Origin of the sequence: Rhodobacter capsulatus (assembly GCF_052363175.1) — a bacterium.
GTDB lineage: Bacteria > Pseudomonadota > Alphaproteobacteria > Rhodobacterales > Rhodobacteraceae > Rhodobacter > Rhodobacter capsulatus_D.
The window spans coordinates 3,388,023-3,403,759 of sequence record NZ_CP198946.1 but is presented as its reverse complement, the minus strand read 5'-3'; the positions used below and the strand labels follow the sequence as shown (position 1 = coordinate 3,403,759).

Sequence of the window (15,737 nt, the reverse complement as noted above, 5' to 3'; positions counted from 1 at the left end):
CGCTCGGTATTCTGCACACGCATAGCATGTGGAGGCGGGGCGCAGGAGTGCTCTTCAAATCGATCATCTCGCTCAGCCGGAGGCAAAAGTCCTCGATCCTCCTTGCGGTCGATGTTCTTCTGGTTCCGCTGAGTTTCTGCCTTGCGCTGCTTTTGCTGAGCGAAGGCAGTGGTACGCTATCGCTGATCCGTTCACATGTGCTGGAACTGCCCCTGCTGATTGTCGAAGCCGGGATGCTCAGCCAAGTGCTGGGCCTGTCTCGGATCAAGCTGCGCGAGTATCAGGGCGAGGCGGTGATGCGTTCGGCCGTGCTGGCGGCCTCTATGACGATCACCTCGGCGCTGCAATCCAGATTTGCGGAGGTGGCCCAGGCGCCCGGTCTGCATGTGGTGTTCGGGCTGCTTTACTTTACCGCTTTCTTCTTCAGCCGCGTCGGGCTGACGCGGATCCTGACCGCGATCTACCGCAATTCCCGCACTCTCTCGCGCGTGGCGATCTATGGCGCCGGCCGTACCGGCATGGCGCTGGCCCGGGAGTTGCGCAACAGCGACGATTTCGTCGTCTGTGCATTTCTGGACGACAACGCGACGCTGGCGGGCATGACGATGAACGGCGTGCCGATCCATTCCGGCGTTCATGCCGCCCGGGTGATCGAGCAATACAAGATCAATCGCGTGATCATTGCGATGCCTTCGGTGTCGACCGACAAGCAGACCTTCATCTCGAAGCGGCTGGAAAACCTTGGGCTGCAGGTGCACAGCCTGCCTGCCTTCACCCAGATCCACGGCGGCAAGGAATTGCTCGATCTGCTGCGTCCGGTCGGAACCGCGGCGCTTTTGTGCCGTGACCCGCTCAGTCACGAGCTGACCGCGGGGCGCAACGCCTATCGGGACGCCAATGTGCTGATTTCTGGCGCGGGCGGCTCGATCGGTCTTGAGCTTTGCCGTCAGGTCGTCTCCTGCCGTCCGAAGAGACTGGTGCTCTACGAACTTTCGGAACTCGCGCTTTACAATGCCGAGGCGGAAATGCGGGTGCTGACGGAAGCCACCGGCGTCGAGATCGTCCCGGTGCTTGGCTCGGTCGCGGATCGGGTGCAGGTGATGCAGGTCCTCGACGAACATGACATCGAGATCGTCCTGCATGCCGCCGCCTACAAACATGTGCCGCTGGTCGAGATGAACGCCCGGGCTGGCATGGCGAACAATGTGCTGGGCACGGCGATTCTGGCGCGGGCGGCCCGCGAGGCGCAGGTCAAGCGCTTCGTTCTGGTGTCGACCGACAAGGCGGTGCGTCCGGGCAACCTGATGGGCGCCTCGAAGCGGTTGGCCGAACTGATCGTGCAGGATCTTGCCGCGCGTCCGGGCAATACCGTGTTCTCGATCGTGCGCTTCGGCAATGTGCTGGGCTCGTCCGGCTCGGTCGTGCCGCTGTTTCAGGAACAGATTGCCCGCGGCGGTCCGGTCACCCTGACCGACAAGCGGGTGACACGCTATTTCATGACGATTCAGGAAGCCTCGCGGCTGGTGCTGCTGGCGGGCTCCTTTGCCGAGGGCGGCGAGGTCTTCGTGCTCGACATGGGCAAGCCGGTGAAGATCATCGAACTGGCGCGGCGGCTGATCGAAAGCTCGGGCTTTACCGTGCGCGATGCGCATAATCCCGATGGCGATATCGAGATCGTCACCACCGGGCTGCGCCCGGGCGAAAAGCTGCATGAAGAGCTGATGGTGCGCAAGGGCGCGCAGACCACCGCGCATCCGAAGATCATCTCGGTGCGCGAGGATCATCTGTCGGAACTGGCGACGGCCGCGGCCTTGCGCGATCTGCGCGAGGCGATCGATCGTGGCTCGGATGTCGATGTGATTTCGGTGGTGGCCCGAGCCGTTCCCGAATATGCGCCGCAAAGCCTGCCAGCCTCGTCGCTGCAATGTCAGGTCGTAAAAGCGCAACGCACCGAGCGGACGGCGGAACTCCCCGCGGGGTAATTTATGCGAACGGATCTTCCGGGTAGCCGACGCCGCACAGGTAAAGCCCCTGCGGCGGGCAGACCGGACCGCAAGCCGCCCGGTCGCGCGCGGCCAGCGCCTGTCGCACCTCTTCGGGTGTCCATGCTCCTGCCCCCACCCGCTCCAGCGTGCCGACGATCGAGCGCACCTGATTGTGCAGGAAGCTGCGCGCGCGCAGATGAAAACGGATTTCGCGCCCGTTCGGCAAGGTGATCTCCTCGATGCGGATTTCATCGAGCGTTTTCACCGGCGATTTCGCCTGGCACATCGTGGCGCGGAAGGTGGTGAAATCATGCAGCCCGATCAGATGCGCGGCGGCTTCGCGCATCGCGTCCACATCCAGCGGATTCTGCACATGCCAGACCTTGCCGCGCTCGTGCACCATCGGCGCGCGGCGGGTGATCAGCCGAAACAGATAGCGCCGCTCGATCGCGGAAAACCGCGCGTGGAAGTCGTCGCTCACGCGGGCACAGGCGACGATCGCCACCGGCTGCGGCCGCAGATGATGGTTCAGCGCCTCGGAGAGCCTAAACGGGTCCCAGTCCTTCGCCAGATCGGCATGGGCCACCTGCGCGGTCGCATGCACCCCCGCATCGGTCCGCCCGGCGGCGGCGATCGTGTGCTCCCCGGGTTCGAGCCGGGCCAGCGCCGCCTCCACCGCGCCTTGCACCGAGGGAGCCACGGCCTGCCTTTGCCATCCGGCAAAGGGGCCGCCATCATATTCGATCCTGAAGGCAAATCTGGGCATGTTCCGGCGATAGCGCGGCCGCGGGTTTTGCGCAATGGCCCCGGGGGTGCGCTGCTTTCCCCTCTGTGAATCGGTTGGGGCAATGCCTATCTTCGCCTCAATCAGAATGACCGGGAAAGGCAGCGCAGTGGGCATCACCGACCTTGCCGAGGACATCGGCCGCAGCATCGAGGGGCTCAGCTCCTCGGTTTCAGAAGCCCTGTTCGAGCCGGTGATCCGGCTGGGCGTCACCGGGCTCTCGCGGGCGGGCAAGACCGTTTTCATCACCTCGCTGGTGGCAAACCTGCTCGATCGCGGCCGGATGCCCGCGCTGACCGGGGCAGGGCGCATCCGCGCCGCCTATCTGAAGCCCCAGCCCGACGACACCGTGCCGCGGTTCGATTATGAAAGCCATCTCGCCAGCATGACCGGCCCGACCCCGAGCTGGCCCGAGGGCACGCGGGCGGTTTCGGAACTGAGGCTCAGCTTCCGGCTGCAGCCCTCGGGGATGCTGGGCGCGCTTTACAAGCCGCGCACCGTGCATCTCGATATCGTCGATTACCCCGGCGAATGGCTGCTTGACCTTGGCCTGATCGAGAAAAGCTTCGAGGACTGGTCGGCGGGTGTGCTCGACCGTCTGCCCGGCCGCCCGGGGGCGGATGCCTTCCTGCAAACGCTGGACGAGATCGACCTTTATGCCCGCTTCAGCGAGACCGCAGCAAAGGCTTTGGCGGAATCCTTCACCGACCATCTGATCGCCTCGCGCGAGGCGGGCTTTTCCGATTGCTCGCCCGGGCGGTTCCTGTTGCCCGGCGAAATGGCGGGCTCGCCCGTTTTGACCTTCGCGCCGATCCCGCCCGCCACCTATCCGCGCGACTCGCTCGGACGCGAGATGGAACGCCGCTTTGACGCCTACAAGCGCGAGGTGGTGAAGCCCTTCTTTCGCGATCATTTCGCCCGCATCGACCGGCAGGTGGTGCTGGTCGATGTGCTGGGCGCCATTCACGCCGGGCCTGCCGCCTTGGAGGATCTGCGCCAATCGATGGCGGCGATCCTCTCGGCCTTCCGCCCCGGTGTGCCCGGGTTCCTGCTGACGCTTCTCGGCGCGAAACGGGTGGAACGCATCCTTTTTGCCGCGACCAAGGCCGACCATCTGCATCACATCCAGCACGCCAAATTGACCGCGATCACCGAGGCTTTGCTGCGCGAAGCCAAGGACCGCGCCAGTTTCGCGGGCGCCGAGACCGAGGCGATGTCGCTGGCCAGCTTGCGCACGACGACCGAGGACATCATTCCCCATTCCGGCGAAGACCTTCCTGCGGTGCGGGGGCGTCTGGCCGATGGCCGCTCGGTCGCGCTTTACCCGGGGGAATTGCCGACCGATCCGGCCGAGTTGCTCACCCCCGCGCGCGACGGCGCCGAGGATTGGCTTGATGCCGATTTCGGGCTGATGAATTTCGCCCCCGCGCCCGGTGTGCTGCGCCCGGGCGAGGGCCCGCCGCATATCCGCATCGACCGCGCCGCCGAATTCCTGATCGGGGACAAGCTGTGAAACGACCTGTCATTCTGGAACTGGACGCCCCGCCCGCCTCGCCCGCCGAGGCGCCGCCGGTGATCGACCAACCCACCTTCGACGCGCCCCCGCAAGGCCGCGCCATGCAGATCGCGGCGAAACTCGCCGCAAGACCGCGGTCCCGGCTGACGCGGTTCTTCTGGCAGGCGACGGGGGCGCTGGTCAGCTTCCTGATCACCGTCGCCTTGTGGAATTTCGTCACTGGGCTTTTCGCCGCCAATCCGATCCTTGGCTGGGTGGCGACGGGGCTGTTGATTCTGTTCCTGATCGCCTGCGTGCTGGTCGTTTTGCGCGAACTGACCGCCTATGCGAAGCTCGGCCGGCTCGACAAGCTGCATCAGGAAGTGATCGAGGCGGGCAACCGCGATGATCTGCGCGCCGCGCGCAAGGCGGTTGATCGGATGGCGAAGCTCTATTCCGCGCGACCCGAGATGAAATGGTCGCTTGCGCGCCTGCGCGAGCGCGCGCCCGAGCAGCTTGACACCCAGACCCTGTTGCGGCTGACCGAGACCGAGCTGATGGCGCCGCTTGATGCCGCCGCGCGTCTGGAAATTGAGGCGGCCTCCCGCACGGTGGCGACGGTGACCGCGCTGGTGCCGCTGGCGCTGGCCGATGTGGCCACGGCGCTGATCGCCAACCTGCGGATGATCCGCGGCGTTGCCGAGGTTTACGGCGGCCGCGCGGGCAGCCTTGGTGCCCTGCGACTGGCCCGCACGGTGATGACGCATGTGATCGCGACGGGCGCGGTCTCGGCGGGCGATGACCTGATCGAGACGATGACCGGGGGGCATCTCGCCGCGAAAATCTCGCGCCGCTTCGGCGAAGGCGTGATCAACGGCGCGCTGACCGCCCGCGTCGGCATCGCCGCGATGGAGGTCTGTCGGCCCATGCCCTTCACCGCGCTCGCTCGCCCGAAAGTCACGCAACTGACCGGCGGCGCGCTGAAAGGCGTCTTCACCAAATCGAAAGACGAAGACTGACCCTGCCGCTTTTTCTTGGCCCAAATACGCCCTTTCCCCGCTGGGGCAGGGGCGGCTCAGCGCAGATTGGGCACCGCATCCGGCGGGCGGCCCACATCCTCGACCCCCATCCGCAGCCCCTTGCCGATCCGATGCGCCAAGGCCGACCAGCCCGCCGCCGCCACCGGGTCAAGCGTGTCATGAAGAACCGCATCAAAGGTGGCGAGCCAGAGCGGAAAATGCCCGCCCTCCACATCGCCCGCGCGGCGGTGCGAGATCATCGGGCTGCCCTCGTAGCCCTGCATGTGCAGGATCGAGCCCTTCCAGAACCGGGCGATCTTCGCCTCGTGATGCGCCCAGTCTTTCACATGCGCGGCGAAGATCGGCGCAAGTTCGGGATGGGCGCGGACGCGGGCATAGAATTCAGCCACGACGGCCTCGATCTGGGCCTCGGTGACGGGGAAACGGGGGGGCAGGGCGGTGGACATGGGTCAAGGATACACCGCTCGGGCGGCGCGTCCAGTCAACCCGCGTCGAAAAGGTCGTTCTGGACCGGAACTTGCGTTTGCGGCGCCTCCAGCCCCAGATGCCGCCAGGCCCGGTGCCCCAGCATCCGCCCGCGCGGGGTGCGCTGGATCAGACCCTGTTGCAGAAGGTAAGGCTCAATCACCTCTTCGAGCGCATCGCGGCTCTCGGAAAGCGCCGCCGAGAGCGTTTCCACTCCCACCGGACCGCCACCGTAATGTTCGGCCATCAACATCATGTAGCGCCGGTCGGCGCCATCGAGCCCCAGATGATCGACGCCGAGCCGGGTCAGCGCATTGTCGGCAAGCTTGCGGGTTAGCCGCCCGTCGCCCTCGACCAGCGCGAAATCGACGACGCGGCGCAGAAGCCGTCCGGCAATCCGCGGCGTGCCGCGGGCGCGCTTGGCGATCTCGCGCGTGCCGTCGGGATCGGCGGGAATGCCCAGAAGCCGGGCGCCGCGGGACACGATCAGGTCGAGCTCGTCTTCGGTGTAGAATTGCAGCCGGGTCGGGATGCCGAAACGGTCGCGCAGGGGGGTGGTGAGCAGGCCGAGGCGTGTGGTGGCGCCGACAAGGGTGAAGGGCTGCAACTCGATCCGCACGGTGCGCGCGGCCGGGCCTTCGCCGATCACCAGATCCAGCTCGAAATCCTCCATCGCCGGGTAGAGCACTTCCTCGACCGCCGGGTTCATCCGGTGGATCTCGTCGATGAAAAGCACGTCGCGGTTTTCAAGGTTGGTCAGGATCGCGGCCAGATCCCCCGCCCGCGCCAGAACCGGGCCGGAGGTCATCTTGAAATTCACGCCCAATTCGCGGGCCATGATCTGTGCGAGCGTAGTCTTGCCCAGGCCGGGCGGGCCGTGAAACAGCGTGTGATCCATCGCCTGACCGCGCATCTTCGCGCTTTCGATGAAGACGCGCAGGTTCGCCCGCGCCTCGGCCTGACCGATGAATTCCTCCAGCACCTGCGGGCGCAGGGCGCGGTCGGCGTCCTCGGGCAGGCGGTCGGGGCGGAGGGTCGGATCGGGTTCGGTCATGCTTGGCTTTCAGCGTCGGAGCGGGGCTCTGCCCCGCACCCCGGGATATTTAAGGCAAGATAAAAAGGCTAGTCCTTTGGGGCGAGGAGGCGCAGGGCGGCGCGGATCAGCTTGGCGGTATCGGTGGCCTCGGGGTTTTCGCTGGCCTTGGCGACGGCGGTGGCGGCGTCCGAGGGGGAATAGCCGAGGTTGGTCAGCGCGCTCAGCGCCTCGGCGGTGAAGTTTACTTGCCGGGTCGCGGCGGGCGCGGGGCGTTTCACGGGTTTCGGCGCCGCCTCGATCACCTCGTCCGAGGGCGCTGTGTCGACGGTCAGCGTCCCGCCCATCGCCATCACGGTCGGCGCCTTGTCCTTGAGTTCCATCACCACCCGCTGCGCCAGCTTCGGTCCGACCCCGGGGGCGGCCTTGATCGCATTCCAGTCGCCAAGCGCCAGCGCGCGGGAAACGCCATCGGGGCCAAGCGTGCCGAGGATAGCGAGCGCAGCCTTCGCGCCGATCCCCTGCACCGAGGTGAGCAGCCGGTGCCATTCCTTTTCGATCAGCGTCGGGAAGCCGAAAAGCTGCAGCAGGTCCTCGCGCACCAGAAGCTCGGTGTAAAGCGCGCAGGCCTCGCCCACCGGGGGCAGGTTGGCGGCGGTGCGGGAGGAGACATGGACGATGTAGCCGACGCCGCGCACGTCGATCAGCACATGATCCATGGCGCGGTGCAAGATCACCCCGGCGATACGTCCGATCATGCGCCTGTCCTCCGGATCCGGGCCTGGCCCGCGGTGATGTCCAGCGCGCCGCGGCCCAGCATCGCCGCCGAGGCCCGGCGGGCGGATTGCAGGTGATGCGCGTGGCAGATCGCGACAGCGAGCGCATCCGCCGCATCGGGCCCGTCAAAGGTGACGCCCGGCAGCTGGTGGCGCACCATGTGCTGCACCTGCCCCTTGTCGGCATGACCGACGCCGACGACCGCCTTTTTCACCGCATTGGGCGCATATTCCCCGATCTCGAGCCCGGCCTGCGCCGGCACCAGAAGCGCGATGCCGCGCGCCTGACCGAGTTTCAGCGTCGCCACCGCGTCCTTGTTGACGAAGGTCTGCTCGACCGCAGCCGCCTCGGGCTGATGCGTTGCGATCACCTCGGTCAGGCCTGCGTGCAGCACGACAAGGCGCTTTGCCAGATCGTCGCCTGCCGAGTGGATGATTCCATTCGCGATGTGGCGCAAACGGGACCCGTCGACCTCGATCACCCCCCAACCGAGGTTGCGTAACCCCGGATCGATCCCGATCACCCGCATGTGACTGCCCTTTTTGCCTGTGGCATTTTCTCCGCATTTAGCACAAAAGAAGAACATCGGAAAGCGCAAAGCGTTACAGTCCTGTAACTGCCCGATGTCGAAACGGCCGTGAAGCGGCGCAAAGCGACACTTCGCAGCCGAATGCGTCACCAGAATGCCGGAGCCGGGCGGCAAAATGCCGAAGCCGCTCACGACGCCGTCAGCAGCTGAAAAAGCCATGCAGAAACTGCATGGCGGGGCTGATCGTGCCGCGCTTGTTTTCGCAATCTGCCTTGATTAACTGCCCAATCAACGGCGAAACGCCCAGCAAAACAGCAGAAAATAAAGGAACCGCATCATGTCCGCCCTCGACACCCTCTCCCTCTCCGCCCGCCATGGCCGGGCCGGGATGTTTGCACGCCTGATCGACGCGATGACGCTGTGGAATGACGCCCGGCTGACGCGCCGGGCGCTTGCGCGGCTGAGCGACCGGGAACTCAATGACATCGGCCTGACCCGCGCCGATATCGACTGCATCGGCCGCTGAGCCCGCAGGGAGCTGAAACAACAAGGCCGCGCAGGGCACTGCGCGGCCTTTTATTGTCTGAAATGTGGTTCTTGAAAAAGCTGTAGCGAAATTTGCCGGTCTAAAGGCTCAGTAAAGAATGGCGTGCAGTTGCGTTGCGATGAATTGGGTTGGTGCGTCGGCGCGCAGCACCCAGGCGCCGATCTTTTCCGCGGCCGTGCCTGCGGCGAGAGCGTCGACGCGATGTGCGTAGGTTTCGGGGCCGATCTGCGCGAGGATCGCGCCCTTGAACAGAAGCATCCCCAGAAAGACCATCGCCACAGCGCGCCACGGGAAGCGGCGGCGCTCTTTCGGGCGATGGCTGTCGAAATAGGCGCGGCCAAGCGCCCCGGTCGCTTCGAAAGCGCCGCCAGCGGCATGAATCCGGTCAATCCGCGCCAAGCGGCGTTCAAAGTCAGAATGAACCGAATTACGCATGACAGGCTCCACATCGAAAACCGGTCGCGGGCCAAAATGCCTAACGACTGATTAACGACTATGCCCGAGTTTCCGTGATCCGGCGAGAAAGCTTTCCAGTGATCAGTTCTTTGAGAGAACCAATGTCGTCCAGTCGCCGTAATTGTTTCGCGAGACGAGACTGAAATCCTGGGCTTCATAGGCCGCGATCACTTCGTCGCCCTGCTCGATCAGGATTCCGGACAAGATAACAAGGCCCGATTCGGCGCAAAGCCGCCCCATGTCGGGGGCGAGCGTGATCAGCGGCCCTTTCAGAATATTGGCGAAAATAAGGTCAAAGGGCGCGGCGGCTTGCAGGTCGGGATGGGCGAACCCCGCCGCCTGCAGGCAGATCACCCGGCCCGCCAGATCGTTGCCGGTGACATTGGCGGCGGCGGTTTCAACCGCGACCGGGTCGATATCGGAGGCCAGCACCGTTTCGGGCCAGAGCTTCGCGGCGGCCATCGCCAGCACGGCGGTGCCGCAGCCGATGTCGACGGTCTTGTGCGGATGGAAGCCTTCGCCCGCCAGACGGTCAAGCGCGGTCAGGCAGCCGAGCGTCGTGCCGTGATGACCGGTGCCGAAGGCCATCGCCGCGTCGATCACCAGCGGGATCGCGCCTTCGGGCACCTTGTCGGCGTCATGGCTGCCATGCACGAAGAAGCGCCCTGCGACCACCGGGGCCAGTTCGCGTTTTACATGCGCCACCCAGTCGGTTTCCGGCAGTTCCGAGACGACGAAGCCGGTGGCGCCATAGGCTGCCGCCAGCAGGTCGAGCACGATGTCATTCGGGCGGTCGAGGAAATAGGCGCCGACCTCGAAATTGCCCGAGCCGTCCTCGATCTCGAAGACGCCGACGCCATAGGGGCCGGGGTCCAGGTCTTCGAGCCGCTCGGCCAGATCATCGGCAAGGTCGCGGTCGGACAGAACGGCGAAGGCGGTGAAGGTGGTCATGGCGGGCTCCGTTGGTTTCGCCCCCAATGGCGCGAAAGGGGCGGGGGGTCAATCGAAACAAGGCTAAAGGAAGCTCTGCGGGTCGATGTCGATGGCAAGGCGCACCGAATTGGGCTGTTTCACCCCGCGCAGCCACGCCTTGATCGCCTGTTGCAGCGGCGCGGTCTTGTCGGCCCGGATCAAGAGGCGCACCCGGTGCCGCCCGCGGACCCGCGCGATGGGGGCAGGGGCGGGGCCGAAAAGCTGCGCGCCGATCCGGCGCAGCGGGCCGTCATGCTGGGCGAGGTCATTGCCATAGGCAAAGAGCGGCTCGATCTCGGCGCCCGACAGGATGATCCCCGCCATCCGGCCGAAGGGCGGCACGCCCGCCACCTTGCGCCCCTCGGCCTCGGCCTTCCAGAAGGCTTCCTCGTCGCCGCCCAGAATTGCGCGGATCACCGGATGCTCGGGCTGATAGGTCTGCAAAAGCGCCACCCCGGGCTTTTCCGCGCGCCCGGCGCGGCCCGCCACCTGCCGCATCAGCTGAAAGGTGCGCTCCGCCGCGCGCAGGTCCGAGCCTTGCAGGCCAAGGTCCGCATCGATCACCCCAACCAAGGTGAGCAGCGGAAAGTTGTGCCCCTTGGCGACGATCTGCGTGCCGATGATGATATCGGCACCGCCTTTGGCGATGCTCTCGACCGCCTCTTTCAGTGCGCGGGCCGAACCGAAGAGGTCCGAGGACAGCACCGCCACCCGCGCTGTGGGGAAGCGTTCCGCCACCTCCTCGGCCAGACGCTCGACGCCGGGGCCGACGGGGGCCAGCTTGCCCTCGACCCCGCAGGCGGGGCAGGTGGTGGGAATCGGTTTCGTCTCGCCGCATTGATGGCAGACGAGGCGCTTGAGGAAGCGATGCTCGACCATACGCGCGTCGCAGTGATCGCAGCCGATCTGTTGCCCGCAGGCGCGGCAAAGCGTGACCGGGGCATAGCCGCGCCGGTTCAGGAACAGCATTGCCTGCTCCCCGCGCGAGAGCGTTGCCAGCACCGCGCCGACGAGGCTGGGCGAGATCCAGTGCACCGATTCGATGCGTTCCTCGCGCATGTCGATGGTGCGCATCTCGGGCAGTTCCGAGGCGCCAAAGCGCGCGGCCAGATCAATGCGGCGGTATTTCCCGGTCGCCGCATTGACCCAGCTTTCAAGGCTCGGCGTGGCCGAGGCCAGCACCACCTGCGATCCGGCGAGCGAGGCCCGCAGCACGGCCATGTCGCGGGCGTTATAAAGCGCGCCCTCCTCCTGCTTGTAGGAGGTGTCGTGCTCCTCATCGACGACGATCAGACCCAGATCCTGAAACGGCAGGAACAGCGCCGAGCGGGCGCCGACGACCATCTGCGCGCCCCCCGTCGCCACCATCCGCCAAAGCCGCCGCCGCTCGGCCTCGGTCACGCCCGAATGCCATTCGCCGGGCCGGGCGCCAAACCGCGCCTCGACCCGCGAGAGAAACTCGGAGGTCAGCGCGATTTCCGGCAGCAGCACCAGAGCCTGCCGCCCGCGGCTCAGACACTCCGCGACGGCCTCAAGGTAAACCTCGGTCTTGCCCGAGCCGGTGACGCCCTTGAGCAGCGTCACCCCAAAGCCCTCGCCCTTCAGCGCCGCGGCCGCGGCGGCCTGATCCTCGGACAGCGCCTTGCCCGGCAGGGTGAAGTCGAGCCGCGGCAAGGGCAGATCGCGCGGCTGTTCGGCCTCCTCGATCGCGCCAAGCTTGACGAGCCCCTTCACCACCTGCGGCGTGACGCCCGCGAGCTGCGCAAGTTCCGTCAGATAAAACCCCGCGCCGCCATGATCGCGCAGCACGGCCAGAACCTTTTCCCGCGCCTCGGTCAGCTTGCTCGGCATCCCTGCGCCCAGCCGATAGATCCGCCGCGCGCCGGGCGGGTCAAACAGCCCCGGCGTGCGCGTGGCCAGCCGCAACACCCCGGGGAGCGAGGTCATCGTGTAGCTTCCCATGCGGATCAGGAACTCCTGCAGCTCCGCCCGCATCGGCGGCACATCCAGGACGCGCGCCACCGCGCGCAGCTTGCCCGCTTCGAACCGCCCGTCGCCCGCGCCCCAGACGACGCCGACGACCCGGCGCGGCCCGAGTGGCACCTCGACGAAGGCACCCGGGAAACAGCCGCCCTCCGGCGCCAGATAATCAAGCGGCTTGCCGATCGGTTCGGCGGTCAGGACCGAGACCCGGGCGCCTTCCGGAAAGAACCCCTGCTCAGACATGCCCGGCCTCGCGCCCTGCAACGCCTCCTGCGGGCGTATTTGGGCCAAGAAAAAACGGATGGGCTTTTTCTTGGCCCAAATACGCGCGGGGGGAGAGGCCGTCAGGCCGCGGGGGGCGGCAAGCCCCCCCAGGCACCCGATTCCGCTCTCGCAATCGCGCGCTGTTTGCGCTAAATCGCGGCCAGACAGAGCGCAGGAGGCCCTTCATGAAATTCTTCGTCGATACCGCGGATGTCGCCGCGATCAAGGAACTCAATGATCTCGGCATGGTCGATGGTGTCACCACCAACCCGTCGCTGATCCTGAAATCGGGCCGCGACATTCTCGAAGTGACGAAGGAAATCTGCGACATGGTTGCGGGTCCGGTCTCGGCCGAAGTGGTGGCGACCGAAGCGAAGGACATGATCGCCGAAGGGCTGAAACTGGTCAAGATCGCCTCCAACATCGCCATCAAGGTGCCGCTGACCTGGGCCGGTCTCACCGCCTGCAAGGCTTTCGCATCCGAAGGCCACATGGTCAACGTCACTCTGTGCTTCTCGGCCGCGCAGGCGATTCTGGCGGCGAAGGCGGGCGCCAGCTTCATCTCGCCCTTCATCGGCCGGCTCGACGACATCAACCTCGATGGCGTGCAACTGATCGAGGACATCCGCACCATCTATGACAATTACGGCTTCAAGACCGAGATCCTGGCCGCCTCGATCCGCTCGGTCAACCACATCACCGACGTGGCCCGGATCGGCGCCGATGTCATCACCGCGCCGCCCTCGGTGATCAAGGCGATGGCGAACCACCCGCTGACCGACAAGGGGCTGGAACAGTTCCTGAAGGACTGGGCGAAAACCGGTCAGTCGATCGTCTGAGATCTGTGATCCGAACGCGACGGCCCGCCGATTTTGGCGGGCCTCTTATTATTGTTAACAAATTTAACCTGCATTTAACCAGAATCTGTGTCAATTTACGTGTAACCCGCTTACGAGAGGCTGGCATGACCGACACGGCTTTTGCACCTGAACTGCGCGACAAGATCATCTCCGACCCTGACGTGATCCTTGAGGATCGCGATCTGATGCGGGCGCTGATCACCGCGAACGAACGCGCCATGGGCGCCAATATCGTCGACCTGCGTGGTGTGGCGATGGAGCGGCTGGAACGCCGCCTGGACCGGCTTGAAGACACCCACCGTTCGGTGATCGCCGCGGCCTACGAGAATCTCTCGGGGGACGAACCAGATCCACCGCGCCGTGCTGCGCATGCTCGATCCGGTGGATTTCGAGGGCTTCCTGAAGAACCTCGGCACCGAAGTGGCCGAAATCCTGCGCGTCGACAGCGTCAAGCTGGTGCTCGAAACGCTGCAGGACGACAATGATCCGGCGCTGCGCCGTCTGGGCGACGTGCTTTGCGTGGCCGAGCCCGGCTTCATCCAGGAATACATGCGCGCCGGTCGTGGCGGGCAGGTGCGCCCGGTGGTGCTGCGCCAGACCCTGCCGCATTCCGAGGCGATCTATGGCGAGGCCGCCAGCTGGATCCGCTCCGAAGCGCTGATGCGTCTGGATCTGGGCGAGGGGCGTCTGCCCGGCATGCTGGTGATGGGCGCCGAAGACCCGCATCAATTCAAGCCCTCGCAGGGCACCGACCTGCTGGCCTTCTTCGCAGGCGTGTTCGAGCGCGGTATGCGGCGCTGGCTGAACTGATGTCGATGGGGGTCTCGCCCGCCGCACGGACGGCGATGGCCCTGTGGATCAGTCACTTGCGGGCGATCGACGGGGCGGCCAGTCACACGCTGACGGCCTACAGTTCCGACGTGGCCGGATTTCTGGCCTTTGTCCATCGGCATCGGGGCGAAAGTCTCGGTGTCGCCCAGCTGGCCGGTCTTGGCCAGTCCGACATGCGGGCCTGGATGGCGCATGAACGCACGCGCGGCCTGTCGAGCCGCTCGCTGGCGCGGGCGCTCTCGGCGGTGAAGAACTTCATCCGCTGGCTTGCGGCGCGCGAAGGTCTCGATGCCACCCATGTGCTGTCGGCCAAGGCGCCGAAATATCAGCGCAAGCTGCCCCGCCCGCTCAGCGTCGAGGCCGCGGTCGAGGTGATCGAGCAGGTCGAATCGCAGGCGCAGGAGCCCTGGATCGCGGCCCGCGACTCGGCGGTGATGACGCTGATGTATGGCTGCGGGCTCCGGGTTTCCGAGGCTCTGGCGCTGAAAGGCGCGGATGCGCCCTTGCCCGAGGTGCTGCGGATCCGCGGCAAGGGCGACAAGGAGCGTCTGGTGCCGGTGCTGCCTGCGGCGCGCAAGGCTGTCGAGGATTATCTGCGGCTCTGCCCGTTTCCAACCTCGCGCTACGAGCCGCTGTTCCGGGGCGCGCGCGGCGGTCCGCTCAATCCGCGGCTGGTCGCGAAGTCGATGGAGCGGGCGCGGCTTGGTCTCGGCCTGCCGGCCACGGCGACGCCGCATGCGCTAAGGCACAGTTTTGCCACGCATCTTCTGGCCGAAGGCGGCGATCTGCGCGCGATCCAGGAATTGCTGGGCCATGCGAGCCTTGCGACGACTCAGGTCTATACCGCCGTCGATCAGGCGCGTCTGATGCAGGTCTATCAGGCGGCACACCCCCGCGCCTGAGCCATAAACCCCGCCAAACCGTTACAATCCAAGCGGTTATAAGCGAAGGTTTAGGGGGGAACCGGAGGGCAGGTAAGGTTTCGTTCATCGTCAGGGCGCAACGTCGGGCCACGCAGTCATCCAGAAAGGATCGTATGATGAGCGTTTCCTCCCTGACTTCTCTGTCCTCGTATTCGAGCAGCAGTGCGCTGGCGTTGCTGCAACAAGCGTCGGGCAGTTCCTCTTCGAAGACGAGCTCCTCAACGTCGACGACCTCTTCGACGGCGTCGAGCTTTGCTGCGGGCGGTTCGCCGCCCCGGCCCCCTCCGCCGCCGACATCGGCCTCGGGTGGGGCAGACAGCCAATCGCTGTTCGAGGCGCTGGCCGCCAATGACGATGCCGATGGCGATGGGGCCCTGTCGCAATCCGAAATCGACGCGAGCCCGGTCTCGGATCTGCTCTCGTCGCAATTCAGCTCGATCGACACCGATGGGGACGGTCTTCTGACCGAAACCGAGCTGACCGCGGCGGAAGAGTCGATGCAATCCGGCTCCGCCGAGGGCACGCAAGGCATGTCTGGCCCGCCCCCCGGTCCGCCCCCTGGCCCGCCGCCGGGCTCGGAAAGCAGCTCGGAGAGCGAAGATGAGACCACCACCACGAGCAGCTCGACCTCTTCGGTGCAATCGCTTTACGAGTCGCTCTTCTCGGCGATGACCTCGGAAAGCAGTTCCTCGGATACGGTGACGATCAACCGTGACACGGCGAACCAGTTCATGTCGCTCCTGAAGGCGGTTGCGTAAGCGACATCGTGACCATGGGACGGGCCGGGTTTATG

15 protein-coding genes and 1 pseudogene are annotated in these 15,737 nt (G+C 65.8%); 8 read left to right on the top strand and 8 right to left on the bottom strand.

All coding sequences use genetic code 11. The annotated features are described in order from the left end of the window. Positions 1 to 47: 47 nt before the first annotated feature. On the top strand, positions 48 to 1,982 hold the full coding sequence (locus tag ACTTAI_RS17630; RefSeq protein ID WP_444452801.1) for a polysaccharide biosynthesis protein: 1,935 nt from the start codon (positions 48 to 50) through the stop codon (positions 1,980 to 1,982). A gap of 1 nt (position 1,983) precedes the next feature. Here the strand turns inward: ACTTAI_RS17630 and truA are convergent, their stop codons facing one another. After that, on the bottom strand, positions 1,984 to 2,751 hold the full coding sequence (gene truA, locus ACTTAI_RS17625) for a tRNA pseudouridine(38-40) synthase TruA (protein WP_444452800.1): 768 nt from the start codon (positions 2,749 to 2,751) through the stop codon (positions 1,984 to 1,986). A 127-nt stretch (positions 2,752 to 2,878) separates the two neighbouring features. Here truA and ACTTAI_RS17620 point away from each other — a divergent pair, with 127 nt between their 5' ends. Beyond that, the gene (locus ACTTAI_RS17620) at positions 2,879 to 4,282 is read left to right on the top strand and encodes a YcjX family protein (RefSeq protein ID WP_444452799.1); all 1,404 of its coding nucleotides are present in this window, start codon (positions 2,879 to 2,881) and stop codon (positions 4,280 to 4,282) included. Further along, complete coding sequence (locus ACTTAI_RS17615; protein ID WP_444452798.1) at positions 4,279 to 5,283, top strand: YcjF family protein; 1,005 nt, start codon at positions 4,279 to 4,281, stop codon at positions 5,281 to 5,283. Before ACTTAI_RS17620 ends, ACTTAI_RS17615 begins: the two co-directional genes overlap by 4 nt. A gap of 56 nt (positions 5,284 to 5,339) precedes the next feature. Here the strand turns inward: ACTTAI_RS17615 and ACTTAI_RS17610 are convergent, their stop codons facing one another. The 4 genes from ACTTAI_RS17610 to ruvC all read right to left on the bottom strand — a co-directional run bounded on the left by ACTTAI_RS17610 (position 5,340) and on the right by ruvC (position 8,108). After that, a complete protein-coding gene (locus tag ACTTAI_RS17610; RefSeq protein ID WP_110806154.1) occupies positions 5,340 to 5,750 on the bottom strand; it encodes a group III truncated hemoglobin in 411 nt (136 codons plus the stop codon). A 35-nt stretch (positions 5,751 to 5,785) separates the two neighbouring features. Beyond that, positions 5,786 to 6,823: a Holliday junction branch migration DNA helicase RuvB gene (ruvB, locus tag ACTTAI_RS17605; RefSeq protein ID WP_444452797.1), complete on the bottom strand. Its 1,038-nt coding sequence runs from the start codon at positions 6,821 to 6,823 to the stop codon at positions 5,786 to 5,788. Between the two features lie 68 nt (positions 6,824 to 6,891). After that, positions 6,892 to 7,560, bottom strand: coding sequence for a Holliday junction branch migration protein RuvA (gene ruvA / locus ACTTAI_RS17600; protein WP_444452796.1), 669 nt, complete (start codon positions 7,558 to 7,560; stop codon positions 6,892 to 6,894). After that, entirely contained in the window at positions 7,557 to 8,108 is a 552-nt protein-coding gene (gene ruvC, locus ACTTAI_RS17595; protein WP_444452795.1) for a crossover junction endodeoxyribonuclease RuvC, read from the bottom strand. Before ruvC ends, ruvA begins: the two co-directional genes overlap by 4 nt. 337 nt (positions 8,109 to 8,445) lie before the next feature. Here ruvC and ACTTAI_RS17590 point away from each other — a divergent pair, with 337 nt between their 5' ends. Next, positions 8,446 to 8,634 (top strand): DUF1127 domain-containing protein, encoded by a 189-nt coding sequence (locus tag ACTTAI_RS17590; RefSeq protein WP_444452794.1) that lies wholly within the window; start codon positions 8,446 to 8,448, stop codon positions 8,632 to 8,634. Positions 8,635 to 8,742: 108 nt separating this feature from the next. Here the strand turns inward: ACTTAI_RS17590 and ACTTAI_RS17585 are convergent, their stop codons facing one another. The 3 genes from ACTTAI_RS17585 to ACTTAI_RS17575 form a co-directional block, all read right to left on the bottom strand. Continuing rightward, positions 8,743 to 9,090, bottom strand: coding sequence for a hypothetical protein (locus ACTTAI_RS17585; protein WP_444452793.1), 348 nt, complete (start codon positions 9,088 to 9,090; stop codon positions 8,743 to 8,745). Between the two features lie 102 nt (positions 9,091 to 9,192). Continuing rightward, positions 9,193 to 10,062: a 50S ribosomal protein L11 methyltransferase gene (locus tag ACTTAI_RS17580; protein WP_444452792.1), complete on the bottom strand. Its 870-nt coding sequence runs from the start codon at positions 10,060 to 10,062 to the stop codon at positions 9,193 to 9,195. A gap of 63 nt (positions 10,063 to 10,125) precedes the next feature. Next, positions 10,126 to 12,309: a primosomal protein N' gene (locus ACTTAI_RS17575; protein WP_444452791.1), complete on the bottom strand. Its 2,184-nt coding sequence runs from the start codon at positions 12,307 to 12,309 to the stop codon at positions 10,126 to 10,128. Positions 12,310 to 12,515: 206 nt separating this feature from the next. Between ACTTAI_RS17575 and fsa the strand changes: the two genes are divergently transcribed. From fsa to ACTTAI_RS17555, 4 genes and pseudogenes are all read left to right on the top strand, one after another. Next, entirely contained in the window at positions 12,516 to 13,169 is a 654-nt protein-coding gene (gene fsa, locus ACTTAI_RS17570) for a fructose-6-phosphate aldolase (RefSeq protein ID WP_444452790.1), read from the top strand. A 125-nt stretch (positions 13,170 to 13,294) separates the two neighbouring features. Beyond that, positions 13,295 to 14,000 (top strand): annotated as a pseudogene (locus ACTTAI_RS17565) (DUF484 family protein). After that, on the top strand, positions 14,000 to 14,923 hold the full coding sequence (locus tag ACTTAI_RS17560) for a tyrosine recombinase XerC (RefSeq protein WP_444452789.1): 924 nt from the start codon (positions 14,000 to 14,002) through the stop codon (positions 14,921 to 14,923). Before ACTTAI_RS17565 ends, ACTTAI_RS17560 begins: the two are co-directional and overlap by 1 nt. 137 nt (positions 14,924 to 15,060) lie before the next feature. Continuing rightward, positions 15,061 to 15,702: a hypothetical protein gene (locus ACTTAI_RS17555; RefSeq protein WP_444452788.1), complete on the top strand. Its 642-nt coding sequence runs from the start codon at positions 15,061 to 15,063 to the stop codon at positions 15,700 to 15,702. The last annotated feature ends 35 nt before the right edge of the window (positions 15,703 to 15,737 follow it).

Bases quoted from the DNA above. Each gene is read 5' to 3' on its own strand.
- truA (WP_444452800.1), bottom strand. From the start codon at position 2,751: ATGCCCAGATTTGCCTTCAGGATCGAATATGATGGCGGCCCCTTTGCC.
- ACTTAI_RS17610 (WP_110806154.1), bottom strand. From the start codon at position 5,750: ATGTCCACCGCCCTGCCCCCCCGTTTCCCCGTCACCGAGGCCCAGATC.
- ruvB (WP_444452797.1), bottom strand. From the start codon at position 6,823: ATGACCGAACCCGATCCGACCCTCCGCCCCGACCGCCTGCCCGAGGAC.
- ruvA (WP_444452796.1), bottom strand. From the start codon at position 7,560: ATGATCGGACGTATCGCCGGGGTGATCTTGCACCGCGCCATGGATCAT.
- ruvC (WP_444452795.1), bottom strand. From the start codon at position 8,108: ATGCGGGTGATCGGGATCGATCCGGGGTTACGCAACCTCGGTTGGGGG.
- ACTTAI_RS17590 (WP_444452794.1), top strand. From the start codon at position 8,446: ATGTCCGCCCTCGACACCCTCTCCCTCTCCGCCCGCCATGGCCGGGCC.
- ACTTAI_RS17585 (WP_444452793.1), bottom strand. From the start codon at position 9,090: ATGCGTAATTCGGTTCATTCTGACTTTGAACGCCGCTTGGCGCGGATT.
- ACTTAI_RS17580 (WP_444452792.1), bottom strand. From the start codon at position 10,062: ATGACCACCTTCACCGCCTTCGCCGTTCTGTCCGACCGCGACCTTGCC.
- ACTTAI_RS17575 (WP_444452791.1), bottom strand. From the start codon at position 12,309: ATGTCTGAGCAGGGGTTCTTTCCGGAAGGCGCCCGGGTCTCGGTCCTG.
- fsa (WP_444452790.1), top strand. From the start codon at position 12,516: ATGAAATTCTTCGTCGATACCGCGGATGTCGCCGCGATCAAGGAACTC.
- ACTTAI_RS17560 (WP_444452789.1), top strand. From the start codon at position 14,000: ATGTCGATGGGGGTCTCGCCCGCCGCACGGACGGCGATGGCCCTGTGG.
- ACTTAI_RS17555 (WP_444452788.1), top strand. From the start codon at position 15,061: ATGAGCGTTTCCTCCCTGACTTCTCTGTCCTCGTATTCGAGCAGCAGT.